Source organism: Dyella sp. SYSU CM1112 (assembly GCF_058216415.1).
The window spans coordinates 541,562-567,931 of the sequence record NZ_JBZEGI010000001.1 but is presented as its reverse complement, the minus strand read 5'-3'; the positions used below and the strand labels follow the sequence as shown (position 1 = coordinate 567,931).

23 protein-coding genes and 4 tRNA genes are annotated in these 26,370 nt (G+C 56.9%); 7 read left to right on the top strand and 20 right to left on the bottom strand.

Going from position 1 to position 26,370, the window contains the following annotated elements; translation table 11 throughout:
- Positions 1-3: 3 nt before the first annotated feature.
- The 11 genes from recO to AC4HNJ_RS02790 all read right to left on the bottom strand — a co-directional run bounded on the left by recO (position 4) and on the right by AC4HNJ_RS02790 (position 12,033).
- Positions 4-711 (bottom strand): DNA repair protein RecO, encoded by a 708-nt coding sequence (recO, locus tag AC4HNJ_RS02840; RefSeq protein WP_490477988.1) that lies wholly within the window; start codon positions 709-711, stop codon positions 4-6.
- Positions 712-800: 89 nt separating this feature from the next.
- Complete coding sequence (gene era, locus AC4HNJ_RS02835; protein WP_490477987.1) at positions 801-1,736, bottom strand: GTPase Era; 936 nt, start codon at positions 1,734-1,736, stop codon at positions 801-803.
- 98 nt (positions 1,737-1,834) lie between these two features.
- Complete coding sequence (gene rnc / locus AC4HNJ_RS02830) at positions 1,835-2,506, bottom strand: ribonuclease III (protein ID WP_490477986.1); 672 nt, start codon at positions 2,504-2,506, stop codon at positions 1,835-1,837.
- Between the two features lie 7 nt (positions 2,507-2,513).
- Positions 2,514-2,897: a DUF4845 domain-containing protein gene (locus AC4HNJ_RS02825; protein WP_490477985.1), complete on the bottom strand. Its 384-nt coding sequence runs from the start codon at positions 2,895-2,897 to the stop codon at positions 2,514-2,516.
- Between the two features lie 128 nt (positions 2,898-3,025).
- Positions 3,026-3,925, bottom strand: coding sequence for a signal peptidase I (lepB, locus tag AC4HNJ_RS02820; protein ID WP_490477984.1), 900 nt, complete (start codon positions 3,923-3,925; stop codon positions 3,026-3,028).
- Positions 3,926-3,947: 22 nt separating this feature from the next.
- Positions 3,948-5,738, bottom strand: a complete 1,791-nt coding sequence (lepA, locus tag AC4HNJ_RS02815) for a translation elongation factor 4 (protein WP_490477983.1) — start codon at positions 5,736-5,738, stop codon at positions 3,948-3,950.
- Between the two features lie 158 nt (positions 5,739-5,896).
- Complete coding sequence (locus AC4HNJ_RS02810) at positions 5,897-7,372, bottom strand: DegQ family serine endoprotease (RefSeq protein WP_490477982.1); 1,476 nt, start codon at positions 7,370-7,372, stop codon at positions 5,897-5,899.
- Positions 7,373-7,532: 160 nt separating this feature from the next.
- On the bottom strand, positions 7,533-8,192 hold the full coding sequence (locus AC4HNJ_RS02805) for a sigma-E factor negative regulatory protein (RefSeq protein ID WP_490477981.1): 660 nt from the start codon (positions 8,190-8,192) through the stop codon (positions 7,533-7,535).
- Positions 8,189-8,785: an RNA polymerase sigma factor RpoE gene (gene rpoE, locus AC4HNJ_RS02800; RefSeq protein WP_490477980.1), complete on the bottom strand. Its 597-nt coding sequence runs from the start codon at positions 8,783-8,785 to the stop codon at positions 8,189-8,191. Before rpoE ends, AC4HNJ_RS02805 begins: the two co-directional genes overlap by 4 nt.
- Before the next feature lie 174 nt (positions 8,786-8,959).
- Positions 8,960-11,557 (bottom strand): putative bifunctional diguanylate cyclase/phosphodiesterase, encoded by a 2,598-nt coding sequence (locus AC4HNJ_RS02795; RefSeq protein WP_490477979.1) that lies wholly within the window; start codon positions 11,555-11,557, stop codon positions 8,960-8,962.
- Complete coding sequence (locus AC4HNJ_RS02790; protein ID WP_490477978.1) at positions 11,554-12,033, bottom strand: hypothetical protein; 480 nt, start codon at positions 12,031-12,033, stop codon at positions 11,554-11,556. The genes AC4HNJ_RS02795 and AC4HNJ_RS02790 overlap by 4 nt, the downstream gene beginning before the upstream one ends.
- Positions 12,034-12,215: 182 nt before the next feature.
- On the opposite strand from AC4HNJ_RS02790, the gene AC4HNJ_RS02785 reads away from it, so the two are divergent.
- Entirely contained in the window at positions 12,216-14,291 is a 2,076-nt protein-coding gene (locus AC4HNJ_RS02785; protein WP_490477977.1) for a 3-hydroxyacyl-CoA dehydrogenase NAD-binding domain-containing protein, read from the top strand.
- A 55-nt stretch (positions 14,292-14,346) separates the two neighbouring features.
- Here the strand turns inward: AC4HNJ_RS02785 and AC4HNJ_RS02780 are convergent, their stop codons facing one another.
- The 5 genes from AC4HNJ_RS02780 to AC4HNJ_RS02760 form a co-directional block, all read right to left on the bottom strand.
- Positions 14,347-14,904: a DUF2058 domain-containing protein gene (locus AC4HNJ_RS02780; protein ID WP_490477976.1), complete on the bottom strand. Its 558-nt coding sequence runs from the start codon at positions 14,902-14,904 to the stop codon at positions 14,347-14,349.
- A 28-nt stretch (positions 14,905-14,932) separates the two neighbouring features.
- Positions 14,933-15,142, bottom strand: a complete 210-nt coding sequence (locus tag AC4HNJ_RS02775; RefSeq protein WP_490477975.1) for a SlyX family protein — start codon at positions 15,140-15,142, stop codon at positions 14,933-14,935.
- 2 nt (positions 15,143-15,144) lie between these two features.
- Positions 15,145-16,488 carry a UDP-glucose dehydrogenase family protein gene (locus AC4HNJ_RS02770; protein WP_490477974.1) on the bottom strand — a complete coding sequence of 448 codons (1,344 nt, stop codon included), beginning with the start codon at positions 16,486-16,488 and terminating at the stop codon, positions 15,145-15,147.
- A gap of 156 nt (positions 16,489-16,644) precedes the next feature.
- Positions 16,645-17,415: an FKBP-type peptidyl-prolyl cis-trans isomerase gene (locus AC4HNJ_RS02765; RefSeq protein ID WP_490477973.1), complete on the bottom strand. Its 771-nt coding sequence runs from the start codon at positions 17,413-17,415 to the stop codon at positions 16,645-16,647.
- A 168-nt stretch (positions 17,416-17,583) separates the two neighbouring features.
- Complete coding sequence (locus AC4HNJ_RS02760; protein WP_490477972.1) at positions 17,584-19,350, bottom strand: cation:proton antiporter; 1,767 nt, start codon at positions 19,348-19,350, stop codon at positions 17,584-17,586.
- Positions 19,351-19,508: 158 nt separating this feature from the next.
- Between AC4HNJ_RS02760 and AC4HNJ_RS02755 the strand changes: the two genes are divergently transcribed.
- The 3 genes from AC4HNJ_RS02755 (at position 19,509) to AC4HNJ_RS02745 (ending at position 19,815) form a co-directional block, all read left to right on the top strand.
- A tRNA-Ala gene (locus AC4HNJ_RS02755) sits at positions 19,509-19,584 on the top strand.
- A gap of 8 nt (positions 19,585-19,592) precedes the next feature.
- Positions 19,593-19,668: transfer RNA gene (locus AC4HNJ_RS02750), tRNA-Glu, on the top strand.
- Between the two features lie 70 nt (positions 19,669-19,738).
- Positions 19,739-19,815, top strand: a tRNA-Asp gene (locus tag AC4HNJ_RS02745).
- A gap of 49 nt (positions 19,816-19,864) precedes the next feature.
- Here the strand turns inward: AC4HNJ_RS02745 and AC4HNJ_RS02740 are convergent.
- Positions 19,865-20,329 (bottom strand): DUF1249 domain-containing protein, encoded by a 465-nt coding sequence (locus tag AC4HNJ_RS02740; protein WP_490477971.1) that lies wholly within the window; start codon positions 20,327-20,329, stop codon positions 19,865-19,867.
- A 17-nt stretch (positions 20,330-20,346) separates the two neighbouring features.
- Positions 20,347-21,162: a posphoenolpyruvate synthetase regulatory kinase/phosphorylase PpsR gene (ppsR, locus tag AC4HNJ_RS02735; RefSeq protein WP_490477970.1), complete on the bottom strand. Its 816-nt coding sequence runs from the start codon at positions 21,160-21,162 to the stop codon at positions 20,347-20,349.
- A 220-nt stretch (positions 21,163-21,382) separates the two neighbouring features.
- On the opposite strand from ppsR, the gene ppsA reads away from it, so the two are divergent.
- From ppsA to AC4HNJ_RS02720, 3 genes are all read left to right on the top strand, one after another.
- The gene (gene ppsA, locus AC4HNJ_RS02730) at positions 21,383-23,755 is read left to right on the top strand and encodes a phosphoenolpyruvate synthase (RefSeq protein WP_490477969.1); all 2,373 of its coding nucleotides are present in this window, start codon (positions 21,383-21,385) and stop codon (positions 23,753-23,755) included.
- 331 nt (positions 23,756-24,086) lie between these two features.
- A tRNA-Ser gene (locus tag AC4HNJ_RS02725) sits at positions 24,087-24,176 on the top strand.
- 282 nt (positions 24,177-24,458) lie between these two features.
- Positions 24,459-25,160: a PP2C family protein-serine/threonine phosphatase gene (locus tag AC4HNJ_RS02720; RefSeq protein ID WP_490477968.1), complete on the top strand. Its 702-nt coding sequence runs from the start codon at positions 24,459-24,461 to the stop codon at positions 25,158-25,160.
- 8 nt (positions 25,161-25,168) lie between these two features.
- Here AC4HNJ_RS02720 and dnaQ read toward each other — a convergent pair whose 3' ends face one another.
- Both dnaQ and rnhA read right to left on the bottom strand, forming a co-directional pair.
- A complete protein-coding gene (gene dnaQ, locus AC4HNJ_RS02715; protein WP_490477967.1) occupies positions 25,169-25,885 on the bottom strand; it encodes a DNA polymerase III subunit epsilon in 717 nt (238 codons plus the stop codon).
- Position 25,886: 1 nt separating this feature from the next.
- Positions 25,887-26,324: a ribonuclease HI gene (gene rnhA, locus AC4HNJ_RS02710; protein ID WP_490477966.1), complete on the bottom strand. Its 438-nt coding sequence runs from the start codon at positions 26,322-26,324 to the stop codon at positions 25,887-25,889.
- Positions 26,325-26,370 lie beyond the last annotated feature (46 nt).

The window sequence follows — 26,370 nt, the reverse complement described above, 5'->3', positions numbered from 1 at the left end:
TGATCAACGGCGAGAGAGAGCACCTCGCAGTACTCGCCACGCACGCAGATCAACGCCTCCAAGGTGAAACCGGATTAATTCGCGCATCATCGTGCGCAAGCTGTGCAGTCCTTGCGCATCCGGCATCCGATCTTCCGCCAAGGCGAGCAAGTCGCTGCCCCGCAAAGCGCCCGAGTCCGTAGACCTGCAGCGCACGGGCCCATGTTCCGGTCGATAGCTGTAATGAATCTGGGCATGCAATGGCTCAAGGCTATGACCCTCAACGTCCAATTGCAGCCCGTAACCGAGCGCCGCCAGCAGGTCCCGTTCAAAGCGGCGCAAATGCCAGCTCAGACATTCTCCGGCGGCCAAACGCGTGAGTGTTTGGCTATAGATGTGAAAAAGCCCCGCATGCGGGTCCTGCCGCTCGGTCAGCCGGACTACAAGTTCGTTTATATATAAACCCGCCACACTGGCATCACCGGCCAAGCGCAAAGGCGAAGATGTCATCTCCGCACCCCGCAAGGTGGCCAGTTCTCCGCGCATCTGAAGGTCTACGGCTAATAGCTGGAAGGGTTCCAACTGTGAGCGTTGCAAGCGCCCTCTTGGACTACGTACGCCTCGAGCCACCGCGCCAACGCGTCCATAGTCTCGGGTGAGGCACTCAAGCAGCAGCGATGTTTCCCGGTAAGGGCGGGAATGCAATACATAAGCGGGCTGCTGCAGGAGCATAGATCTTCACAAATCAGGGAGCAGCAACTGCGACCCAGGCTTCATATTGCGCTCCGTGCTGATCGTCTGGATTAGACCTTGTCCATTATTCAATCAGTGTAGCCAAACTGTTTCAGCATGGCCTCGTCATCCACCCAACCCTCGCGCACCTTGACCCACAGCCGCAGAAAGACCTTTCGATCGAACATACGCTCCATATGCCGGCGCGCGGCTGTTCCGATCGCCTTGAGTTGCGCGCCACCCTGACCAATGACGATAGCTTTCTGGCCCTCACGCTCTACCCAGATCACGGCGTGCACTTCGGCCACACCATCAGGGCGATCGTTGAATTGCTCGATCTCTACCGTGGTGGCATATGGCAATTCCTGGTCGAGACGTAGCATCAACTGCTCACGCACCATTTCGGCAGCAAGAAAACGCTCGCTGCGATCCGTGATTTCGTCTTCGCCAAAAATCGGCGCACGTACCGGCAGACGCGTAAGAATATCGTGTGCCAACGCCTCCAGGCCTTTGCGCTTGAGTGCACTGACATAGTGCACGGCATCGAAGCTGTGCTTGTCACAGAGATCGGCCACAAAGGGCAATAACGCAGCTTTATCCTTGCTGAGATCGACCTTATTGATGGCTAAAAGACGCGGAATATTTTGCTCAGCCAATGCCTCGTAAAGCGCTTCATCTTCATCCGTCCAGCGTCCCGCCTCGATGAGCTGAAGCGCCAGATCCACGTCGCTGATGGCGGAACGAACAGCACGGTTCAAGCTGCGGTTCATGGCGCGCTTGGCGCCACGATGCAGCCCCGGCGTATCGACGTAAAGAATTTGGCCGGCGTCGCTGGTGGCAATGCCTAGAATGCGGTGGCGCGTTGTTTGCGGCCTGGGACTCACGATCGACAATCGGAACCCGATCAGGGCGTTAAGCAAGGTCGACTTGCCCACGTTCGGACGTCCGGCCAAGGCCACCGAACCGCATCGAAAATCCGGGTGAGGGGGAGCGGTTTGGACTGTGTCGTCTCGATCGTCATTCATGGCAGGCAGACTCTTTTCAAACGGTATAAGCATGGCGCCGGGAGCCGATAAACGCCACCCGCGCGTGTAAAAAAACATAGTTCGGTCTAACCGATTCGCTAGGAACTGCTGCCTGGTCTTTCTTGGCTGCCGATGAGCTGCGTCAATACAACTTCCGCCGCATCCTGCTCCGCAAGACGCCGGCTGCTGCCCCGACCGGAGGCCGTCACGGCAAGCGGCTCGATCACGACGCAATTCACCTGAAAGATGCGCGCATGCTCTTCGCCTTCCGCCGCCACGAGTTCATAGTGCGGCAAAGGCCATCCCTGGGCCTGGAGCCATTCCTGCAATCGAGTCTTGGCGTCCTTGGAAGAACGCGGCAAAGCTGCTACACGGCCCGCAAAAAGACTGCGTACGGTGTTCCTGCAAGCATCAAAACCACCATCGAGATAAATGGCGGCGACGAGTGCTTCAAACGCATCGGCAAGGATGGAGTCCCGCCTAAAACCGCCACTCTTGAGTTCTCCCGAACCAAGCCTCAGCCGATCCCCAAGTTCCAGCTCCCGTGCCATCACTGCCAGCGCCTGGCCGTTCACCAGCTGCGCACGCAGGCGTGACATTTCACCCTCTGTAGCTTTCGGATGGGTCTCGTAAAGCATCTCTGCCACGATCGCGCCCAACAGCGCATCGCCGAGGAATTCCATGCGCTCGTTATTGGGCTTGCCTGCACTGCGGTGAGTCAGTGCGAGCGTGGCAAGCGAGGCATCCCGGAAATGATAAGCCAATTCCACTGCGATCTTACGGCGTAGCCATATTACCCGCCACGGGTACGCTTTTATCGAAATGAATCAGGAAATCAATGTTGTATATGAAGGGCACTTGCTTATCGTAGCTGACGCGCAATTCGTTGCCGCTGGCACCTTGCCCGATGGTGATGTCACTGGGATGAACCGTGGCGTCATCCACATATTGAAATCCAAGTTTGAACATCAACTCCCGGCGAATCTCATCGATTGATTTGCCATCCACGCCTTCGCTGGAAATCTGATTCATCGCCTTTACCACACCCGCGTACTCGATATACGCAGGCACAAGTTTCATTGCCATATAGGCAAAAAAACCTGCGACTGCCAACACCACCAGGAAGCCGATGAGCGTGATGCCCGCCTGTTTCGATTTCATAGTCCCCTCACTATGCCGATTGACCGGCCCACCCAGTTTCAAACCCTAACGCTACAACCGTACTTTGCCTGGTCCAGATTACCGCTGCCAGCGATGGATTCACGGTTCCTGATTCTTGGCCATGCGCATCAATGAATGATGCTACCAATGCGATGGAAGCCCACGCCCCCTGTGCCCCAGCCTTTCCAGCTGAACCAGATCATGAAAGCTTTGCCAACCAGGTTCTTCTCCGGCATGCATCCCCACCAACGGCTGTCTTCGCTGTTTTCACGGTCATCCCCCATCACAATGTAGCAATTTGGTGGTATGAGCGATGGTACGCGGGCATTCGGGATGGGAGGTGTCGGACCACGAGAAGGCATGCGTGCGATCAAATGATTGACAGCGCCCAGCTGTTCGCGCCAGATCGTCGCGTTGTAGTACATCAATTCATTATCTTCGGGGCGCGCTGGATTTCCCTGGAAAGGGCCAATTTCGGTGTCTACCACGGGTTTGCCATTGATCAAGATCTGGCTGTCGTGAACTTCGATGGTATCTCCCGGCAAACCGATAATGCGCTTGATCCAGTTCTCGCTTGCGACCGGCGCATGCGGATCGCTGCAGGTCACATCGCCGCTACGGACGATCCGTCCACTCTCATCCTGGCAGAGGAAGCCTGGAAATCGAAACACCACAACATCCCCACGCTTAGGCTCGCCTATGCTGAGAATCTTGTTGTTGAAGGCAGGCAGGCGTAACCCATAAGCAAATTTATTGACCAGGATGAAATCTCCGACATCGAGGGTCGGCATCATCGATCCCGATGGAATCCGGAACGGTTCGGCGACAAAGGAACGCAGCAACAACACGACAAAAATCACCGGAAACAGCGAACGGGCCCAATCCACCGGTACCGGATCGCGATAATCCTCGCCCGAGGCTGCAAAACGAGCCTTGCGCTTCTTGAAAAAAAACAGGCGATCAAAGGCCCACACCACACCAAAAAGTACGGTGAGTCCAAGCAAAATTGCCGAAAAATCAAAATCCATGCAATGACTCCAAGGCCAGCTGCTATTTATCTACTTTAAGCACGGCAAGAAAAGCTTCCTGCGGAATCTCCACCCGACCGACTTGCTTCATTCGCTTTTTACCTTCTTTTTGCTTCTCCAGAAGCTTCTTCTTGCGGCTGACATCACCGCCATAGCATTTAGCCAGCACATTTTTGCGCAACGCTTTTACCGTTGAACGGGCGATGATCTGAGCGCCGATGGCTGCCTGAATGGCCACATCGAATTGCTGACGCGGAATCAAATCCTTCATGCGTTCGACCAGTTCACGACCACGGCGGTCCGCATGACTCCGATGCACGATAAGACTGAGCGCATCAACACGATCGCCATTGATCAGAACGTCGACCCGCACGAATGGACCTGCATCGAAACGTTCGAACTGATAATCCATCGAGGCATAGCCTCTCGATACGGATTTCAATTTGTCAAAGAAGTCCAGCACCACTTCCGCGAGCGGCAGTTCGTAACTGATCTGCACTTGTGTGGCGAGATACTGGATGGAACGCTGCACACCGCGCTTCTCCTCGCATAGGGTAATGATGTTCCCGATGTAATCGGGGGGCGTGAGAATATGGGCGACGATGATGGGTTCGCGGATTTCTTCAATCTGTGGGATTGGTGGAAGGCGCGCAGGATTATCCAGCGACATGACTGTCCCGTCGCTCTTCAGGACCTCATAGACCACCGTGGGTGCCGTGGTGATTAAATCGAGGTCGTACTCGCGCTCAAGGCGTTCCTGCACGATCTCCATATGCAACATGCCCAGGAATCCACAGCGGAAACCGAAACCCATCGCTTCGGAACTTTCCGGCTCGAAGAACAGGGCCGCATCGTTGAGACGTAATTTGTCGAGCGCCTCGCGCAATGCAGGATAATCGTCGGCCGAAACCGGGAAGAGACCGGCAAAGACACGGGGCTGCATGGTCTGGAAGCCGGGGAGTGGATGGGGTGCTGGCTTGGCGGCCAAAGTCAGCGTATCGCCGACCGGGGCGCCGTGAACATCCTTGATCGAGGCAGTAATCCAACCCACCTCACCGGCGGAAAGCTTGTCCAGCTTCTTGCGTTTAGGTGTGAATACGCCGACTTCACCGACCTCATGGGCGCGACCGGTAGACATGACCAGCAATTTGTCACCCGGCTTGATCTCGCCCTGCATGATTCGAACCAGCGATACCACTCCAAGATAGTTATCGAACCAGGAGTCGATGATCAATGCCTGCAAGCGATCGGTGTCGCGCGGCTTTGGTGGCGGAATACGTGCCACGATCGCCTCAAGCACTTCGACAACGTTCTGGCCGGTCTTGGCGCTCACAGCCACCGCGTCATCGGCATGAATACCGATGACGGCCTCGATTTCGCCCTTCACACGCTCTGGATCGGCGGTAGGCAGATCGATTTTGTTCAGTACCGGAACAACCTCCAGCCCCTGCTCTACGGCCGTGTAGCAATTGGCCACCGACTGCGCTTCCACACCTTGGGCTGCGTCCACGACTAGCAGGGCGCCTTCGCAGGCGGCAAGCGAACGGCTTACTTCATAGGAGAAATCGACGTGCCCGGGCGTGTCGATGAAGTTGAGCTGATAGGTCTTCCCGTCTCGCGCCTTGTAGGGCAGCGATACCGATTGCGCCTTGATGGTGATGCCGCGCTCACGCTCGATGGGATTGCTGTCCAGCACCTGGGCTTCCATTTCGCGCTCGGCCAGTCCGCCGCAAATCTGAATGATGCGGTCGGCAAGCGTGGATTTGCCGTGATCAATGTGGGCGATGATAGAAAAATTGCGGATCAGTTCCATGGGCACGCTGTAAGCTTCACCGCCTCGCGCGATGCACAGGCAGCCTATCACCGGGATGGCGATATTAGCCGTTCATTATCGCACGGATTGAGAAGGCAAACGGCAACGTGAAAATCCGCAAAGATGTCAGGGGCGCCTCTGTAGGCGCCCCGTGGAGGTCATTCATCCTTGCCGCTGGGAACTGTGAGCGCGATGAAATTGCTGGAATCGCCCCGGCGGACCAGCAGTAGCACAGTGTCTCCGGGCTTCACATTGGCGGTGGCCGCTCGGAACGCTTCTACGCTACCCACTTTCTTCTGGTTGACCATCAGAATCACATCGCCCGGCTGCAAACCCGCCTGAGCAGCCACCGGACCGGTGACATCCGAAATGGCCACCCCCTCACCAGCCTTCAGGCCGAGTTGACTACGCGTGGAAGAATCCAGGCCTTCTACTGTCAGGCCTAGAGCAGCTGATCCCGTACTTGGGGCCGCCTTGCCAAATGCGGAGGCCGCACTCTGCCCTCTCGGCATGGTGCCAATGGTGGCCTGTAAAGTCTTTTCGCTTCCATTGCGGAGAACCTTGATCGGTACGGTGGTGCCTGGTTTTGTCATCGACACCAGCGGAGGCAGATCGGAACCTTGCTCGATGGGCTGCCCGTTATAGGCCAAGATGATGTCTCCCGCCTGCAAACCTGCCCGCTGGGCCGCGCTATCGGGCGACACACTCACTACGATGGCCCCTCTTGCGCTATCCAGTTTAAGCGCTTTGACGACATCATCATCCACCGGCTTGATCATGACACCCAGTTCGCCGCGCGTGACGTAACCCTTCGTCTTGAGTTGCTGAACGACGTTCATCGCAAGATCGATCGGAATCGAGAAAGCCACGCCCTGGTAGCCTCCCGTGTCGGAATAAATCTGCGAATTGATACCTACGACCTGCCCTTGCAGATTGAATAACGGGCCACCGGAATTGCCGCGATTGATCGGCACGTCAGTCTGAATGAAGGACGTGCTGGGTTGATCACCCGCGCCCAGGCTGCGGCCCACTGCACTGACGATTCCCTGCGTCACGGTGTAGTCGAACCCAAATGGGGAACCAATGGCCAACACCCATTGGCCTGGCTTGAGCAAGCGTGAATCGCCAATAGTCACAGTGGGCAAGCTGCCCCCCGCGTTGATCTTGAGCAAGGCAATGTCGTACGTGGGGTCGGTACCAATCACCTTCGCCGTCAGGATCCGACGATCCTGTAACCGCACAGTCACCGAATCGGCGTGATCAACCACATGGTTATTGGTCAGAATGTATCCATCGCTGGAGATGATGAAGCCCGAACCAAGCGAGGTATGTGCCTGTTCTTCCGGAGAAGGAAGCATCGGCATGCCGAAAAAGCGGCGGAAAATTTCAGCCTGATCAGGCGGCATGCCCTGCAGAGGAACACCACCAGCAGCTTTAGGGCGGCGGCCGGTGTATTTGGCTTCTACATGCACGACCGCGGCCGCATTTTTCTGCACGATGCTTGTGAAGTCCGGCAAGCCCGTGACTGCGGCATTCTGGGCTAGCACTACGCCAGGCATGGAAAAACCCGTGATCAAAGCGCAGCCCAAAAGGCTACTGAAAATGCGGCGGCTGACGAGACGGGGGTGACTCATGATTCCTCCTCTGATGCTAGGCGCCCCACTTCCGCTCCTAAGCCGGTAGGGTGGAACGGGAGAGAGGGTGGAATGAAGAAACCGGGAAACCCAATGCCAAGGGTGTCCCTGACCGCCGAGGCATGCAAGAGCGCCCGGCGGTTCACTTTAGACCGCACTATTAGCGGGCACTTGACGCCGTAGGCTTCACTTGCGGCGTATCGATCAGGAGCAGGTAACTTCCGTCCTGATTATTCAGCGCTTTGTAGCCGTGAATGGAATAAGCCTGGCTGGAATAGCGCTGAAACAAAGGGTTGTCCGATGGATCGCCAAGCGTTACCGAAGCCCGTTGGCTCAATGACGATGCCGAATAGGGACTCAACGAGGGAGGAACGGCTGCGAGCACATCATTCGTGCGTGCTGCTGGGGCCATCGATGCCAATGCTGCCCCAGCGTGAGGGGTCCCATTAGACATACTACCGCTCGCGGTCAACGATACGGGATGTTCAGAATCAGGAGCCGTCGGCTGAGAAATCATCAGTGCTGCCACTGCAACACTGGCGGCGATGGCTCCACCCACGGACAGGCGCAACCAATCTCGCTTGGGCGTAGTACGTGTCGCTGCCTCACCCTCAATGGCCTCCATGACGCGCGATGCGAATCCTGGATGAGTTATGGCAGGCAAGTGACGACGCAAGCTGTCGCCGGCAACGTGGTATCGAGCCCATGTCTGCTGCAACGAAGCATCGTGGTCGAGCCTGCGCAGCAGAAAGCGCAGCTCCTCCCTCGACAGCTCGCCGTCTACCGCAGCAGAAAGGGTTTCCTTGTTGGCTTCACTCATGACATCCGATCCTCGCGGTCTGAAAGCAATGGCCGCAACTTCTCGTCGATTGCCTCACGTGCCCGGAAGATACGCGAACGCACCGTACCGATCGGGCAGCCCATGGCTTCGGCAATCTCTTCATAGCTTAGGCCTTCCACCTCTCGTAAGGTGATAGCCGTCCGCAGCTCCTCGGGCAAAGCTTGGACAGTAGCAAACACAGTTTGTTCAATTTCCTGTCGCATTAATTCGCGCTCGGGGGTGGCCCCCTCCTGCATGCGGTCCGCTCCCGGGACGAATACGGCGTCTTCGACGGAAATATCGTCGGCCGGTGGCCGGCGGCCCATGGCAACCAAATGATTTTTCGCCGTATTCACCGCAATTTTGTACATCCAAGTATAGAAAGCGCTCTCCCCGCGAAACGACCCGATCGCCCGCCAAGCTCGCACGAATGCCTCCTGCGCCACATCCTCGCACTCGGCATAGTTGTGTACGTAGCGGGAAATAAGCCCAATCACCTTGTTCTGGTACTTGCGCACCAGCAAGTCAAAAGCGCGCCTGTCTCCGTTTTGTACACGCTCTACCAGCGCACTATCGAGTTCGTTGTCGCCCATCCGGGCCGTCTCCTTCGTCACTGGACCATACCGGGATGCTTCCATCGGATGGGTGAGCTGCTCTGACCGGCTTCACGCCCGCAAGTTCAGCACGGAGCCCTACTCCGCAGCATTCTAAAGTAGGGGCTGCCTATAGTAGGCTCAAGCAAGCAATCCAGGCGGCTGATTATTCTGCTATGCGGAAGCGGCCGATAACCCTTCGCCAGACATCAGGCGTTCACGCTCAGCCAGCAAACGCTCAAAACTGCCGTGCGGCAACGGTCTGCAGAACAGGTACCCCTGGAGCTCGTCGCAATGATTCGCGCGCAGAAACTGAAGGTGTTGTTCTATTTCCACACCTTCGGCAACCACGCCTCGTTTCAGGCGATGGGCCATTTCGATAGTCGCGCGCACAATGGCCTCATCATCGGGATCAACGCCGATATTGCGAACAAAGCTTTGATCGATCTTGATGCGATCGGCCGGCAGTTTCCGCAAATAATCCAACGACGCGGCACCGGTACCGAAATCGTCGATAGCGATGTGGCAGCCAAGCCGATGCAGTCTTTGCATGTTCTCCATCAAGTTGGGGGCCGCCTTGATGCTGATACTTTCGGTGACCTCCAGCTCAAGCAACGCTGGATCCAAACCCGTCTCTTCCAGCACAGCACCTACGATCTCAGGCAGATCCGGCTGCATGAGTTGGACTGCCGAAAGATTGACACCCAATCGAAGGCGCAATCCAAAACGGTCATCCCAAGCCTTGGCATGCTTGCAGGCAGTCCGTAGCACCCACTCGCCGATGGAAACGATAAGCCCCGTCTCTTCGGCCAATGGAATGAAAAAACCAGGGCCGATGTTTCCAAGCTCGGGATGCTCCCAGCGCAAAAGCGCTTCCATGCCGACGATATCTTCTGTCTCCGCATTGATCTGCGGCTGGTAGAAGACACGCAACTCACCATTGCCTTCGGCATGGCGCAGCCGTGCTTTCAGCGCAGCATTCTGTTGCTCCTGAGCAGGACTGACGTCATATACGCGATAATTGTTTCGCCCCATGCTTTTCGCGGCATACATCGCCTCGTCCGCGTGTTTGAGCAGCGTTTCCGCGTCCGGCGCGTCCTCCGGGAAAAAACTGATGCCGATGGACGCTGTCACCTGCAATTCCGGGCCATCCTGCAAGTGCAGCGGCGCTTCCATCAGCTGAACGATCTTTTCGGCCACGCGCACGACGTCGTCCGTCTTCACGATGTGCCGCAATACGATTGTAAATTCGTCGCCCGCATACCGTGCCACCGTATCGGACGCGCGAACGCTACTGCGCAGTCGCTGCGTGACAGCCACCAGTACTTGATCGCCCACAGCATGTCCAAGCGTGTCGTTAATGAATTTGAAGCGATCCAGATCAACAAACAACACCGCGAAGGTTTCCCCAGTCCGGTTGGCTTCGCGAATGATGGTGTCGAGTCGATCGTTGAATAACAAACGATTGGGAAGCCCCGTCAAAGCATCAAGCAAACCCTCCGCGCGTCCCTGCTCGCGCGTGCGACGCAGCTCCAGCATATGGGCAAAATGTGCCGCCGCGCAGTGCAGCACAGGCGTCATGACCTCAGGTTCAGTGAAGGGATTGCGGCTACCTGCCAGCAAAGCGCCCAGTACCGCCCGGCGCTCATCAAGCAGAGGCAGGCCGATGAATCCGCGCAGATCCAACAACCCGATCAATGGGTCCACATCCGCAAGCCGTCGGGCATCGTGGGGGTGCAGCAATGTTCGCCCACCTAAGACAAGCCTCAATGAGCTTTGCAATTGAGGGCCCGGCCAGATCGGCTCCTCACCCTGCCAATGTTGCACTACTTGTACTGGCACACTGCTTTCTTCAGGACGCGCCGACCACACGGCAAAATAGTCGAGCTCCATGCCTTCCAGCAGTGATCTGGCGGTCTCTCCGATGCTTGCATCATCGTGACCGGCGCTAAACAATTTCGCCAACAATGACAAAGCAACAGCGGGACGCACGCCAGCGCTGGCACTACGAAATTGCAGCGCGATCAGATCCCGGCCACCGTGACGCACACGACGTACCACTGCCTCGCCCATGTCATGACCGCGAATCGATTTGCGCCGGCATGGGAGCCACTGTCGCGGAGTGTCGGCAATCACTGTTTCAACGCCGCCGTTCTCGAATGCGATCGCATCACGCAGGGATAAGCCACTCAGCACGCTATTAGCCAGACCGCTACGGCGTACATATGCGGGATTCGCCTCCACCACTCGTTGCGCCGTCGGATCCACGATCAACCAATCATTGCGATCGTCTTCAAACGCGAAGCGATAGTCGCCCGCCGATTGCGGCGGAATCGAAGAAGGTGAATGGATGGCATGAGTCACGTGCTCTTCAAACGGAGCTGCGCCTTTGCCATGTAATCCCTGCCAACGAGAAATGAGCTCGGTGCGGACCTGAGCGGCATAAAGCCAGCTTTCAATGATAGAAGGCAGCTGCGCCGGCTTGATGACAGCGTCGTCAGATAGCACAGCTATGACCGGAGCACTCGCGCAAGCAGGCAGCAGCTTCAGCTGCTCACACTGCACCGTGCCCGATCGGCCGTCTCCGTTAAAAACCATCACGATCAAAGCCAGCGGCTCTCGCCCTTCCAGCAGAATGGCGGCATGTGTCGTATCGCGCGCTGAATGGATCGGTGGATGGCCCTCGCGATCAAGTATGTCGAATAACTCCCGACGAAGCTCTCGTTCGGAAGCCACCAACAGGACACCGGCTTGCAAGGAGGTCGGCGTCATAGCAGCCATCGGCCATCCCGCAAGCGGGGATGCTGTGCCGCCTTGGCTGTGCTCCTCATGCGTACGGCCACATCGTCCACGCTCGCCACCAAGGCAGGAACCGCATCCAGCAAAACTACACGGCGAACATGTCCTGCGGGAGTACGGGCCAGTTGCCTTAGTAAGCTGCTTTCTGCGGGCACCAAGGGCAATGGAAACCGTGAAAGCAGATAAATACCAAAGTGGATGCTTTGTTGGATATAGCGCAAGGCATTACCAAGCCGCTGCGACCCTGGAATATGCGCGTGGGCTTCCCGTAGGTTTTCCATGCCGCTGTCCGGTCGCCAAAGGTAAACGGATTGCCCGTTATGTCGGGCTACCGCCCGGAACTGCTCCACCAAGGCCTGGCTATCCACATGCTCAAGCACGATCAAACCACCGGGGGCGGTCAAGATGCGCTCATAAATATCGCTGCCGGCAAGCGGCGCAGGAGCCATCAAGGAGGTCATAAAGCCCAAGGGAAGTCGTCGCGTCTCCTACGTTACGCAGTCCTATGCGAAGCGCAATAGGCGGTATGCCACGGCGTGACGCATGCGGCATACCGGTAATCCCGGAGGCGTCTCGCAATCATCGCTGCGGGACGGTATGGTGAAGACTTCCCAGTCAGCCCCCTATCCCCATGTTCGAAGGACTGCGCTTTAGCCATTGGAAAACGAGCCTCGACGACAGCGGCATTGTGACTCTCACCCTGGATCGTGCCGGCGCCAGCGTGAATGCCATCTCGCGGGAAGTACTGGACGAGCTGGGCCAGATTGTCGAACGACTGGCGATCGAAAAGCCCGCGGGGGTAATCATCCATTCCGGCAAACCCAGCGGCTTTGCCGCTGGGGCGGATATCAAGGAATTTGTCGAATACGCCCGAAAAGGCACCATCCAGGAAAATATTGAGCAGGGACAGCGTGTCTACGAGTCGCTGGCTCGTTTACCTTGTCCCACTGTCGCGGCAGTTCATGGGGCATGCATGGGCGGAGGCACCGAGCTGATTCTGGCCTGCCGCCAACGCATCGCGGTCGACGATGAGAAGACCCGGATCGGTCTGCCGGAAGTGATGCTGGGCATTCATCCAGGCTGGGGAGGATCCGCCCGCCTGCCCCGCCTGATCGGAGCCCCCGAAGCGCTCCCTCTGATGCTGACCGGCAAGCCCCTGAGTGCCCGCCGCGCCAAAAGCCTAGGCCTCGTCGACAGATTGGCGCGTCTGGATGAGCTCATGGCGGAAGCACGTTCCCTGCTTCGCCATCCGCAGCCGCGCCCATTGGCACAACGCGTCATGGCCTGGGCGACAAATACCTGGCTGGCCCGGCAGATACTTGCTCCCGTGGTCATCAAGCAGACCGCGGCCAAGGTACGCAAAGAACATTACCCTGCCCCCTTCGCCCTGATTGATGTGTGGAAACGCGGCGGCAATCATATTCAACAACGGTTAAAACTAGAGGCGCGTTCAGTCGCCAAGCTCGCGCAGACGCCAACGGCGCATAACCTCATCCGGATTTTCTTCTTGCAGGAACGCTTGAAAAATCAGGGCAGCGGTATCGACGCAAACATTAAGCATGTGCATGTCGTCGGCGCCGGCGTGATGGGTGGCGATATTGCTGCATGGGCTGCGTTCAAAGGCTTTGATGTATCGCTGCAGGATCGAGACATGAAATACGTCCAGCCTGCACTGGATCGCGCCAGGAGGCTTTACGAGAAAAAACTCAAGGTACCCGAGAAGGTGGAAGAAGCATGCCGTCGCCTGCGGGCGGACATCGAAGGTACCGGCGTCTCGCAGGCCGATCTCGCTATCGAGGCCATTTTTGAAAATGCCGAGGCGAAGGAATCTCTCTATGCTGTGATCGAGCCTCAGCTGAAAGAAGACGGCGTGCTCGCGAGCAATACATCCTCGATTCCCCTTGATGAATTGCGCAAGAAACTGAAAGCCCCGCAGCGCTTCCTCGGTCTCCATTTCTTCAATCCCGTGGCACAAATGCCCTTGGTTGAGGTAGTGCGCCACGAGCGGCTGGACCCAGCAATCGAAAAGCGCGCCATGGCTTTCTGCAAAGCACTCGGCAAGTTGCCGGTTGCCGTCAAAGGCACCCCGGGTTTCCTTGTCAATCGCATCCTGATGCCTTATCTACTGGAGGCACTGCGTCTGTACAACGAAGGCGTACCGGGTCCGGTGCTGGATAAGGAAGCCAAACGTTTCGGCATGCCGATGGGGCCAATCGAATTGGCTGATACTGTCGGCCTTGATGTCTGCGCCTCGGTCGGCAAGGAGCTGGCACCTTTTCTGGGCCTGGAGCTGCCGCCAGGCTTGGAAGAAAAGTTGGAAGCTGGAAAGCGCGGTAAAAAGGATGGTCAGGGACTCTATACCTGGCAAGACGGCAAACCCCAAAAGCCGGAGATCGATGCCGATTACACGCCGCCGCCAGACCTGCAGGATCGCATGGTATTGGCGATGGTCAATGAGGCCATCGCCTGCCTGGGGGACGGCGTGGTAGACGATGCCGACTTGCTCGATGCGGGCGTGATCTTCGGCACGGGATTTGCTCCTTTCCGTGGCGGTCCGATCCAGTTTGTCCGCAGCGAGGGCGTGCAAGCAGTTCGGCGAAAACTGGAAACACTAGCAACGCGCTACGGCGAGCGATTCACTCCCAAGAACGGATGGGATCATCTTGCGCTTCAACAAAGCACCCTTGAATTTCCGATCTCAGCCTGAGTGCTACCTGGGAAGATTGACGACCGGATCGCGATTTGCATCCGGTCCCGCCCCCTCACCACATCAGGTCATCCGGGATACCTTCCTCATCAGTGCTGCTTGCCGACGGATCAACCCATAGTGCAACCAGATGCGAATCTATATCCCGCACTTGCTCAGCAACGGATTGCGCAACCAGCAGATAACGACCACCGTTTTGCACAATGGCCAAGCTTCCCGCGTTAAGTTCCGCCAGTTGCTTGGCATCTACATAAACTCGTCGGATTTTCCCACCGTATTCAAAATGACGCGCCTGATCGGCATCTGCTTTATTGAGCACATTGCCTTGCAATAGCTTTTGCACTTTTTCTTTGCGCTCGCGCTTTAGCCTGGCGCGTTCAGCCGCTTCCTCTTCGGCCCGTTTACGCTCTGCCGCCTCCGTTTGCGCCCGGATTGCGTACGCTTTGGCCAGATCGATTTCTTCGCTATGGCGTGGGGGGCTCGCTCTCTGCGGCGGCTTGCCCCTGACAACAGCCGCTGACGGTTTCGCCGCAGGACGGTGCTGCGGTTTCTCTTGTTTGAGCTGTTTGACAATGCCGCTCTTGAGCAGCTGATCTCGCAATGAATCAACCATGTCCGAATCCGGTATTACCTATCGCGTCTCAATAGTGCGGCGGCGGTGGTTCGCTGTGGGGATCGCCAGCCTGCCCTGCTCGCAACGTTTCCAGCTCGCCGCGCAGTTCCCGCAGGATCCGCTCTAACGTAGCAAGACGCAGGGATTGTTCTGCGTCCGCGACCACGAGCGCCTGAACCGCATCATCAATAAAAGCGAGCCGAACTTCCAGCTCTGTAAGGCGTTGCTCGTTATCCATGGTTACGCAGATCGCATAATACTGCGCCCCCTGCCAATACCGTAATAAGCCAAGCCCGCCTCTTCCACAACAGCAGGCTCGTACATATTACGGCCATCGAAAATTGCCGGTTCCTTCAGCGTAGCCCGAATACGTGCAAAATCCGGACTGCGGAAAGCTTTCCACTCGGTGACGATGACCAGCACGTCGGCACCATCCAGTGCCTGATAAGCGTTGTCGCAGAGCGTCAAATCGCTACGTTCGCCATACAGGCGAAGTGTTTCATCACGTGCTTCCGGATCGAACGCCCGTACTTTGGCGCCTGCGCTCCATACAGCTTCCATGAGATGACGACTGGAAGCTTCACGCATGTCATCGGTATTGGGTTTGAAGGCAAGCCCCCACAGGGCGATCGTGCGCCCGCTGACTTCCCCTCCAAAATAATCCCGAACGAACTCGAACAACCTGGTTTTTTGGTCGTGATTAACTGCCTCGACTGCGCCCAGCAACCGTGCATGATAGCCAACCGATCGGGCGGTACGTTCCAACGCCTGCACATCCTTGGGGAAACACGAGCCACCATAACCCGCGCCCGGATAAATAAAGTGATAGCCAATGCGAGGATCGGAGCCTATGCCCTGCCGCACAAGCTCCACATCCGCACCCACACGCTCGGCGATATTGGCGATTTCATTCATAAAGCTGATCTTGGTCGCCAGCATGGCATTTGCAGCGTATTTGGTGAGTTCGGCGGACCGCACGTCCATGACGACCGTACGATCGTGATTTCGATTGAACGGCGCATACAACTTGCGCAGTAAGCCAATGGCTCGCTCGCTCGAACTGCCAATGACGATGCGGTCCGGACGCAAGCAATCCTCTACCGCATCGCCCTCTTTCAAGAATTCAGGATTGGATGCGACATCGAAGTCAATATCAACACCTCGTGCACTGAGTTCCGCAGCCACAGCCTCTCGAACCCGGTCGGCCGTGCCTACGGGTACCGTGGATTTATTGACGATCACGGCATAACGATCAAGATGCCGACCGACACTCCGAGCCACGCCCAGGACGTATTGCAGATCGGCACTGCCATCTTCATCCGGCGGCGTACCTACGGCGATAAAAATGATCTGGGCATGCGCCACAGCATGCGAAGCATCCGTAGTGAATTCCAGCTGCCCATTGGCATAGTTACGCCGGACGATCGGCTCCAAACCGGGTTCGAAAATAGGTATTTCTCCCCGCTTAAGGCGGGCCACCTTGCTTTCATCGATGTCAACGCAAACGACATGGTTACCCATTTCGGCCAAGCAGGCCCCGGTAACCAGGCCTACATAGCCAGTGCCAAAAATGGTGACTTTCATCGTATGAGATCAACGCCTTGTTCAGGAGCAACGATTTTAACAGCCTCAAAAGAAACGCCTATGTCAACGACGCCAAGCACGTATCCCTTCGCAAAGCGAACGGGGCGCGAATGAATCGCGCCCCGTTGTCGAACAACTTGCGTTGTATCGCGACGATTACTTCCCGTCGTCGCCACCCTGCGAGGAAGCAGGTGTCGGGCCGGTGCTTACCAGCGTCACGTCAAAGATCAGCGTTGCATTCGGCGGGAACGGACGGCTAGGTTCAGCACCATATGCCAGATTCGGCGGGATGAAGAACTTGTAATGACCGCCCACCTGCATCAGCTGCAGACCTTCACGGAAACCAGGAATCACTCGAGCCAGCGGGATCGAAGTCGGCCCCGGCGGGTTGTTCTTCGAGGAGCTGTCGAACACTTCGCCGTTCACGAACGTGCCGGTGTAATTCACCTTCACGGTGTCGTTCGGGCCAGGACGAGCACCGGTACCTTGCGTGAGCACCTGATACTGCAGACCGGAAGCGGTGGTTTTCACGCCCGGGGCATTTTTGTTCTTGGCAAGGAAAGCTTCGCCCTCGGACTTGTTCTTCGCCGAAGCCGCATCAAACTCGGCCTTTGCCTTGGCGCGCAGCTGAGCTTCGAAAGCCTGAGCGGTGGAATTGAATTCCTGTTCGCTCATCGGTGGCTTTTTGCCGGACAGAGCGTCCTGAACAGCCTTTGCAACGGTCGCCGGATCCACAGCTTCACGCATGATCGGCGGTACGGAACCAGCCAGTTCATAACCGACAACGGTGCTGGCTTTGATCTTGTCAACCGTACCGGTAGCGCCGGTGCTGCTGCTCTTGGGCGTCTGGGCCTGCGCGCCAGCGGTGATGCCCAGCGCAACAGCCAGGGCGGCCGCCGTCAGCGTGGGTCGCAGAAATTGCTTCATTTGGAACTCCCTAGTCATGGATATGCCGGCGTGCCGCGCCGGACCTCCCCCCAAATGGAGGCTGGCCACGCATTGTGCTGTGTCCAGTCAGGTCTTGGCAACGACGATTCGCAGTGGACCGTTAGCCCAGGTAAAAGTTCATGCCTGCCGCTGTGCGCAACATCTCGTTCAGCTTGACTCATTGGGAGAAGACGGAGGTTTTTCCAGCGTGTCACGCAAGGCCGCCTGTAACCTGGCATGCAACTTGACGAACCCCCGCCAAAGGACAACGGCAAGCATTACGCATACGGCAAGAAGGGATAGCGCCACTTCCCGAGGTGGCAATATCGTCGAGCCGAGCACCCCCACCAGAACAGCCAGTGCCAGTAAGGTCGCCAACGGAATCAGCTTCGCAAGAACCTGTCGGATGGCCTGTGTATACGCCCCTGTAAACCGTTCGCGGATACCTACCTCCGCCAGCAACATGCCTAACGCCTCCGCCTTGCGATACACCGCAATCAGCAACGGCAACGATAAAAACAAGGCACAAGCCCAAATCAACGAATGCCGCACATCAAGACCAAGGTTCCAATGCTCGAACCATCCAGCGTGATGCGCGTTGATATAGGCCCCCATCACAAACAGCGTGACCACCAACGTTACGTTGACTGCAATATGCCAAATCAACCGACGAAACATCTTCGCGAGAACCACGTTCTCATTCACTGGCCGCAGATTCTCGAGCCAACCACTGTAACTGGTGATCACCAACTGAAGCGGCCGAGGAAGAACGTATCGCCCGATCTTCGCCATGAGGTCGGCAGAGCGCAGTAGATAGGGTGAAACGATCATGCAGATCAACGCTGCCGCTACCGCCGTTGGATAGAGAAAACTATCTACTGCGTGGAGCGTTAGCCCAAGCGTGGCGATCACGAATGAAAACTCGCCTATTTGAGCCATGCATAAACCGGTGCGCAATGATGTCCGCAAATCATGTCCGATGAAGAACATGCCAATCCCGCAAATAACGCTCTTGCCAATCATCACTGTAAAAGCAATCACTATGGCAGGGACGGCATAGTGCACGATCTGAGATGGATCGATCTTCAAACCGACAGCAACGAAAAACAACGCAGCGAACATATCGCGCAACGGTTCAACCAGATGCACGATGCGCGATACGCTGCGTGCTTCCGCTACCACCGCCCCGGCCAGGAATGCGCCCAAGGCGACACTGAAGCCGAGCCGTGCCGCCAGCAAGCTGGCGCCAAAACAAATACCAAGCACGCTGACAAGCAAAGTTTCGTCGCGATCGAATCGCGCCACGTAATCCACGAGCCGAGGCAGCAACAGCAATCCAACGATCATGCCGGCCACAACAAACAGACCGAGGTGCCCCACCAAACTGACTGCCACCGCAGGTTGTACTGTTCCGCTCAGTGCAATCGCCGTGAGCAAGGTAAGAATCACAATAGTCAGCATGTCCTCGGCCACCAGCATGCCCACCACCATGCGTGCAAAAGGCCATTGCAACAGACCGCTTTCGGTCAAGGTGCGCACCGCCACCATGGTTGAGGACAATGCCATGATCGCGCCAAGAAACAGGGCATTTCGGCCGCCCCATCCAAACAAGGTACCGAGCTGATAACCGACCCACAGCATGAGACCGACTTCCATCACGGTCACCAGCATCAGCATCCCACCCACCTGGCGCAGTTTGCGAACGCTGAACTCCAATCCCAACGTGAACATCAACAGCACAACGCCAAGGTTGGAAATGTCGCCGATGGTACGAGGATCGTGGACCAGCACGCCCGGGGTATGAGGGCCAATGACCATGCCGGCAAGGATGTAACCAGGCAGCACAGGTAGACGCAGCCGTTGAAAGAGCACAGTTGTAGCGCCAGCTACCAACATCACCAGCGCTAAATCGCGGATAAAACCGATATCGTGCATGCCGCTCTCGTTGCTGTACTCCACTTTCAGCTTAAACCGAAGCCCTGTCTAGGCCGTACTGATAAGGGCCATACAGGCAACCTCGCCAACAGCGAAATTTTTGAAAAAAGCGCTTGACGGAATTCCGAACCCAACCTATTCTTTCTTGCTTCCAGCAGGGGGCCATAGCTCAGCTGGGAGAGCGCTTGCATGGCATGCAAGAGGTCGCCGGTTCGATCCCGGCTGGCTCCACCAACACATACGTCCCCATCGTCTAGAGGCCTAGGACATCACCCTTTCACGGTGGCGACCGGGGTTCGAATCCCCGTGGGGACGCCACTCCAAACCGGTAAGCGGATGGAGTGGAAATGGACTTGATGTGCAGAACTGGAAAGTGTTTTGAAAACGCGGAGCGGTAGTTCAGTCGGTTAGAATGCTGGCCTGTCACGCCGGAGGTCGCGGGTTCGAGTCCCGTCCGCTCCGCCACGTTATGCAAAGAGCCCACGTCATCGTGGGTTTTTTATTGTCTGTCGACCTAGCCCGGTACCCGTTCCAGCGTACCCGCCGAATGCCCCTGTTCCGCCAGATATTCCAGCCAACGCGCAAGAAAACTGTTCATCTGCAGCCGATGCTGAAACACCGTGTGGGCTGGCGAAAAAGGTCCCAGCACTTGCCAAAGATGACGCCCGGGATGGCAGTGCAAAGCCTCGGCGACATGCGCGTCGCTGTACACGCGTAACTGCGCTGACGGTGCTCGGCGTCCCGTCTGAGCATCGACAAAGCCGTAGGTCAGTTCCAGTTCCAATGTGTACGGATGCCGCTCCTGCAGCACCAGATGAACAGGAAGGCCGTCATCGACGTCCGAAATGTAATCGCCCAGCTCCAGCTTCTGGGGAGCAAACAGGCGTGTCAATCGATGGTAATTTTCGGCATAGAGGCCCATCAGGAACTCAAAGCGTCCTGGCAACAAAGCGGTTGGGCGGTCGAGAACAGCACTCATAGCGCTAAGACTATCCCTCAGAACATGGTTTTATCGATACCGAACTGATCGAGGATCTTGCTCGCAATCTCCTCGATCGATACGTGAGTAGTGTTGAGATACGGGACGCCCGCCTGGCGCATCAGCCGGTCGGCTTGCTCCAGCTCCCAGCGGCATTGCTTCAGCGTGGCATAACGACTTCCCGGACGTCGCTGCTCGCGGATTTGCGCCAGACGCTGCGGCTCGATCGTCAGGCCGAACAAACGATCCTTGTAAGCGCGCAGGTGCCCAGGCAGCTCCAGCTTTTCCAGATCCTCATCGGTTAAAGGGTAATTGGCGGCACAGACCCCATAATGCAAGGCCAGATAAAGGCAGGTGGGTGTTTTGCCTGAGCGCGATACACCAATCAGGATTAAATCCGCCTGCGCGTAATCAATGGCAACACCATCGTCGTGACTCAAGGCGTAATTAGTGGCGGCGATGCGCGCCTCGTACTTAGCGAAGTCCACCAGTCCATGCGAGCGATTGACAGCGCCAGAGTGCCGGGTACCTAGCTCGTCCTCCAACGGCCCGATAAACGGCGCAAAGACATCCAGCATGAGCGCACCGCTGGTCGCCACGATTTCACATAGCGCTGAATCGGCCATAGTGTTCACCACAATAGGGCGCTGTCCGCTTTGCGCATACCGGATCTTGATCCGCAAGGCAGCATTCTCTGCCTTATGCGGATCGTCGATGAACGGTAGTCGATGCTTTTCGAATTGCACACCTTCAAATTGCGCAAGAATGCTGTTCCCGATTGTCTCGGCCGTAATACCAGTAGAATCGGAAATGAAAAAAACCGAGCGTTGCATGAGGGTTCCGTGGGCTGAGTGGATCCTTGCCTTGCACCATATCGCAAGCACGAACCCCTGTCTTTGCTTGACTTTTTGCTGACTGGTATGCAGGTGGCGCGGCGCGCGGCAGCAATGGTCTTCTTGTGCCATGCGTCATCGACCAACGACAATACCAGTCTTACGCGGCGCACCTCACCCTTGCCGCCCCTGCTTACTAACAAGCTCTGAGGAGACCCCCTTGAACGACCTGGTGCTTTGGCTCGACCAATTGCGCATGACCGACCTTGGCAAGGTTGGCGGCAAGAATGCATCACTCGGCGAGATGATCGGCAATCTGGCTCAACTCGGGGTATCCGTACCCGGCGGCTTCGCCACCACAGCTGACGCTTTCCAGCAGTACCTTGAAAAGAGCGGGCTGTCCAAGCGGATTGTCGAACGGCTTGCCACACTGGACGTTGATGACGTGGACGCCTTGGCGGCAGGTGGCAAGGAAATACGTGGGTGGATTATCGATACGGCATTACCGGCCGATCTCGAAAAGGCTGTCCGCGAAGCCTACGCCAAGCTCTGCAAAGACACCGGAGCCGAAAACATTGCCGTAGCCGTGCGCTCTTCTGCTACCGCGGAAGATCTTCCGGATGCATCCTTCGCTGGCCAGCAAGAGACCTTCCTTAACGTCGTCGGTATCGAAGACGTGCTGCACAAGGTCAAGGAGGTCTTTGCATCACTTTACAATGACCGCGCGATTGCCTATCGCGTGCACCAGGGCTTCAAGCACGAGGACGTATTCCTCTCTGCAGGCGTGCAATTGATGGTGCGCTCGGATGTAGGCGCGTCGGGCGTGCTATTCACACTCGACACGGAATCCGGTTTTCGTGACGTCGTGTTTGTGACTGGCAGTTACGGCCTGGGAGAAATGGTTGTACAGGGAGCGGTCAATCCGGATGAATTTTACGTCTTCAAGCCCACGTTGAAAGCCGGCAGGCCCGCTGTTTTACGCCGCAGCCTGGGCGCCAAACAACAGCGCATGGTGTACTCCGACAAACCGGGCGAACGCGTACGCATCGAGGAAACATCCCTTGCTGACCGCAACCGCTTCTGCATTACCGACGAAGACGTGGAAGCGCTCGCCAAGCAGGCGTTAGTGATCGAGCATCACTACCAGCGTCCCATGGACATCGAGTGGGCGAAAGATGGCTACACCGGCAAGCTTTATATCGTGCAGGCACGCCCGGAAACGGTGAAATCGCGTGCACATGCGACGCAGCTGGAACGCTTTCATCTCGTCGAGAAAGGCAAGGTGCTTGCGGAAGGCCGCGCTATTGGTCAGAAGATCGGAGCAGGCAAGGCCCGTATCATCCGCTCGCTGACCGACATGAACAAGGTTCAGCAAGGTGATGTGTTGATCGCCGACATGACTGACCCCGACTGGGAGCCGGTGATGAAACGTGCCTCAGCGATCGTTACCAATCGTGGAGGCCGCACTTGCCACGCCGCCATTATCGCTCGGGAGCTTGGTGTACCTGCCGTCGTAGGCACCGGGAATGCACTGGATACCATTCCGGACGGCCATGAAGTGACTGTCTCATGCGCCGAAGGCGACACCGGCATGATCTACGAAGGGCAGCTCAAATTCGATCGCGTAACCGCCGACCTTGGCGCCATGCCCGAAGCGCCTCTGAAAATCATGATGAACGTCGCCAACCCAGAACGCGCGTTCGATTTTGGCATGCTGCCCAATGCAGGGATCGGCCTGGCCCGCCTGGAGATGATTATCGCCAGCCACATTGGCGTGCATCCTAAGGCGCTACTGGAATACAACAAACAAGACGCAGAAACGAAAGCGAAGATCGATACGCGCATCGCCGGCTATAAAGATCCGGTGAGTTTCTATGTCGATCGCCTCGCCGAAGGCATCGCCACGATCGCCGCGTCCGTTTATCCCAAAACGGTCATCGTGCGTTTGTCTGATTTCAAGTCCAATGAATACGCCAATCTGCTAGGCGGCCAGCGTTACGAACCGCATGAAGAAAACCCCATGATCGGGTATCGCGGTGCCAGCCGTTATGTCGATGCCGGCTTCGCCGAAGCCTTCGGTCTGGAGTGCAAGGCCGTCAAGCATGTCCGCGAAGTGATGGGGCTCACTAACGTATGGGTGATGATTCCGTTCGTGCGCACGCTGGAAGAAGGCCAGAAGGTGATCGATGTCCTCGCCCAGAACGGACTCAAGCAAGGCGAGCATGATCTGAAGATCATCATGATGTGCGAACTCCCCTCCAACGCCTTGCTCGCGGACGAGTTTCTGGACATCTTCGATGGTTTTTCCATCGGATCAAACGACCTCACCCAGCTAACGTTGGGACTGGATCGCGATTCCAGCGTGGTCGCTCACCTGTTCGACGAGCGCAACCCTGCTGTGAAAAAGCTACTCACCATGGCTATCAAGACGGCCCGCGCGCGTGGCAAATACATCGGCATTTGCGGCCAGGGGCCATCCGATCATCCCGACCTGGCCGAATGGTTGATGGATCAGGGCATCGAATCGGTGTCACTTAATCCGGACACCGTAGTGGATACCTGGCTACGATTGGCCAAGAAAAAAGCGGGTTAAATTGTACTTTGAGAAAAGCAGGGCGATGGCGACATTGCCCTGCCCGCTTTTGGGGAACCCCAAAACGTGGCACTCCCTCAGCGAAGCTCAAGATTTCGGTGCCACGAAGGCCCTGGCCGGCCGGTAACTACTGCCATGCGACAACACTAGGGGGGTTCTCTTCACGTAGTGGAATCACAGGATATTCACCGTATGCGGCCTGGCGGCGAGGGCCGGAAAAGCTAATGCCTACCCATAAAACCTCGTTTACGACCCGTCCTGACGATCCTATTGTCACAGCCAGGCACAACCCTTATGATGACCGGCTCGCGCGGGCCACGCGCGCCCTCTCGGAGAGGTGGCAGAGTGGTCGAATGTACCTGACTCGAAATCAGGCGTACGTGTAAGCGTACCGTGGGTTCGAATCCCACCCTCTCCGCCAGAAATACAAACGCCCCCTGCTCGGGGGCGTTTGTATTTCTGGCGGCAGCAACGCTCAGACGCCCCAGTTGTTTCTGCAGGGGACGTACGTAAGAACCAGACTCGCTCGCATAAATCGTTCAATGCCCGCATCAGCTAAAAAAGCAAAGCTATCCAGCACTGCGAGCAAGGTGATCGTGCACAATGCCGCGCACGGCGCCCGTTCACGCAAAGCCCCTTCTACGATTTTTTGCGCCAAGCATCCACATCCGGCATGCTGCGTATATCTACCTAGCAAACACCTATGATCGAATTCGGACACGGAACCCACGTCGGATTGCGCCGCACGCGTAACGAAGACACCTACTACGCCGATGCAACACTCGGCTTGTTCCTTGTCGCCGATGGCATGGGCGGGCATCAACATGGAGAGGTAGCCTCCGCGTTGGCGAGAGATAACGTCGTGGCATCAGTTCGGCGCGGAAATTCCCTGATCGAAGCCATCCAAGATGCTGCAAGCAAATTGCTTGAACATGCACAGCGCTATGACGATGCTTTGCCAATGGGCACCACCCTCGCTGCAATTCGCTTCTCCGAGCAAAGCTATGAGGTGGCATGGATTGGCGACAGTCGCATTTACCAATGGAAAGGCGCTCTAACTCGGATCAGTCACGACCACTCCCTAGTGCAGCGCTTGGTAGAAACAGGCGCGATCAGCGAAGCTCAAGCTAAGCGTCATCCTCAGCGCAATGTTCTCACGCAAGCACTAGGCATTACGTCACTCGATCAATTGCACATCAGTATGGCGACAGGCCGCGCCTTACCCGGTATGAGCTTTCTGGTATGCAGCGATGGATTGACCGAAGAGGTCGGCGATGATCAAATCGCGAAAATTCTAGTCCGCAACGATTTGGCGGCACAGGAGTGCATCGATCATTTACTGCTTGCTGCATTGGATGGCGGCGGCAATGACAATGTTACGGCAATACTGACGCGCATCCAGTAACCCGCGCATCAGGCTTCCGCTTCCTGTTTCCGCCATACAGACTGCCCTCCCACGCTTTTGTCCAAAGCATCAAGGCGCCGCAGATGGGCGTCGATCTCCTCCTCGCTTGCTCGCAAAACGCGCGGTCGCCGCGCCAGTACGACCGGAGTCACCACCGTGCGAATCCGGGTTTCGGCGTCCCCCTCGAATCCCAGGTCTAGCACCACCTGACCGGACGTCATCGCAAGATAAACGTCTGCCAGTAACTGTGCGTCGATCAAACCGCCGTGCAGATCGCGGGCAGAGTTATCGACACCAAGGCGTTTGCACAGCGCGTCCAAACTATTGCGCTGACCGGGATAGCGCTCGCGCGCCATGACAAGCGTATCCAACACCTGGCAGCGATCCGCAATACATCCGAAGCTCTCGCCTAGGCGTGCCAGTTCGGCATTGAGAAATCCAACGTCGAAGGTGGCATTGTGGATGATAAGTTCAGCGCCATCGATGAACGCCAGGAATTCATCTACGACTTCATGGAAGCGTGGTTTATCAAGTAAAAACTCATCGGCAATGCCCGTTACTTCGCGCGCGCCCTCATCAATCGCACGCTCCGGGTTGAGATACGTTTGATAGTGACGTCCGGTTGGCCTACGTTCGACCAGCTCGACGCACGCGATTTCAATCAGCCGATGACCTTGACGTACTTCCAGGCCGGTTGTTTCCGTATCGAGAACGATCTGCCTCATGTCAATTCCTGAATTGCTCCGCTTGCCGTCGGGCAGCCTGATCTACGCGTTCGTTTTCAACGTGGCCAGCATGTCCCTTCACCCACTGCCATCGTACTTGATGGTGTGAGACCGCTGCCGCCAGGCGCTCCCATAGATCCTGATTCTTTACGGGCTTCTTATCGGCCGTCCGCCAACCGTTGCTGATCCAGCGTGGCACCCATTCCTCAATGCCCTGCATGACATAACGCGAATCTGTGGTCAGTACCACCTGGCACGGGCGCTTGAGTGCTTCCAGCGCGCTAATCGCCGCTAGCAGCTCCATGCGGTTATTCGTCGTTTGTGCTTCCCCGCCACTCAACAAGCGCTCATTTCCTTTTGCCCTCAATAATGCAGCCCATCCTCCTGGCCCTGGATTGCCGAGGCATGCGCCGTCGGTAAATGCTTCTACATCCGTCACGCGACCTTCGCTCCGGTTTCTGATGTGTTCTTTGTTCGTCCAGCGA

What these genes read in the sequence shown, in the direction of transcription:
- recO (WP_490477988.1), bottom strand. Translation starts at nt 711, where the DNA reads ATGCTCCTGCAGCAGCCCGCTTATGTATTGCATTCCCGCCCTTACCGG.
- era (WP_490477987.1), bottom strand. Translation starts at nt 1,736, where the DNA reads ATGAATGACGATCGAGACGACACAGTCCAAACCGCTCCCCCTCACCCG.
- AC4HNJ_RS02825 (WP_490477985.1), bottom strand. Translation starts at nt 2,897, where the DNA reads ATGAAATCGAAACAGGCGGGCATCACGCTCATCGGCTTCCTGGTGGTG.
- lepB (WP_490477984.1), bottom strand. Translation starts at nt 3,925, where the DNA reads ATGGATTTTGATTTTTCGGCAATTTTGCTTGGACTCACCGTACTTTTT.
- lepA (WP_490477983.1), bottom strand. Translation starts at nt 5,738, where the DNA reads ATGGAACTGATCCGCAATTTTTCTATCATCGCCCACATTGATCACGGC.
- AC4HNJ_RS02810 (WP_490477982.1), bottom strand. Translation starts at nt 7,372, where the DNA reads ATGAGTCACCCCCGTCTCGTCAGCCGCCGCATTTTCAGTAGCCTTTTG.
- AC4HNJ_RS02805 (WP_490477981.1), bottom strand. Translation starts at nt 8,192, where the DNA reads ATGAGTGAAGCCAACAAGGAAACCCTTTCTGCTGCGGTAGACGGCGAG.
- rpoE (WP_490477980.1), bottom strand. Translation starts at nt 8,785, where the DNA reads ATGGGCGACAACGAACTCGATAGTGCGCTGGTAGAGCGTGTACAAAAC.
- AC4HNJ_RS02795 (WP_490477979.1), bottom strand. Translation starts at nt 11,557, where the DNA reads ATGACGCCGACCTCCTTGCAAGCCGGTGTCCTGTTGGTGGCTTCCGAA.
- AC4HNJ_RS02790 (WP_490477978.1), bottom strand. Translation starts at nt 12,033, where the DNA reads ATGGCTCCTGCGCCGCTTGCCGGCAGCGATATTTATGAGCGCATCTTG.
- AC4HNJ_RS02785 (WP_490477977.1), top strand. Translation starts at nt 12,216, where the DNA reads ATGTTCGAAGGACTGCGCTTTAGCCATTGGAAAACGAGCCTCGACGAC.
- AC4HNJ_RS02780 (WP_490477976.1), bottom strand. Translation starts at nt 14,904, where the DNA reads ATGGTTGATTCATTGCGAGATCAGCTGCTCAAGAGCGGCATTGTCAAA.
- AC4HNJ_RS02775 (WP_490477975.1), bottom strand. Translation starts at nt 15,142, where the DNA reads ATGGATAACGAGCAACGCCTTACAGAGCTGGAAGTTCGGCTCGCTTTT.
- AC4HNJ_RS02770 (WP_490477974.1), bottom strand. Translation starts at nt 16,488, where the DNA reads ATGAAAGTCACCATTTTTGGCACTGGCTATGTAGGCCTGGTTACCGGG.
- AC4HNJ_RS02765 (WP_490477973.1), bottom strand. Translation starts at nt 17,415, where the DNA reads ATGAAGCAATTTCTGCGACCCACGCTGACGGCGGCCGCCCTGGCTGTT.
- AC4HNJ_RS02760 (WP_490477972.1), bottom strand. Translation starts at nt 19,350, where the DNA reads ATGCACGATATCGGTTTTATCCGCGATTTAGCGCTGGTGATGTTGGTA.
- AC4HNJ_RS02740 (WP_490477971.1), bottom strand. Translation starts at nt 20,329, where the DNA reads ATGAGTGCTGTTCTCGACCGCCCAACCGCTTTGTTGCCAGGACGCTTT.
- ppsR (WP_490477970.1), bottom strand. Translation starts at nt 21,162, where the DNA reads ATGCAACGCTCGGTTTTTTTCATTTCCGATTCTACTGGTATTACGGCC.
- AC4HNJ_RS02720 (WP_490477968.1), top strand. Translation starts at nt 24,459, where the DNA reads ATGATCGAATTCGGACACGGAACCCACGTCGGATTGCGCCGCACGCGT.
- dnaQ (WP_490477967.1), bottom strand. Translation starts at nt 25,885, where the DNA reads ATGAGGCAGATCGTTCTCGATACGGAAACAACCGGCCTGGAAGTACGT.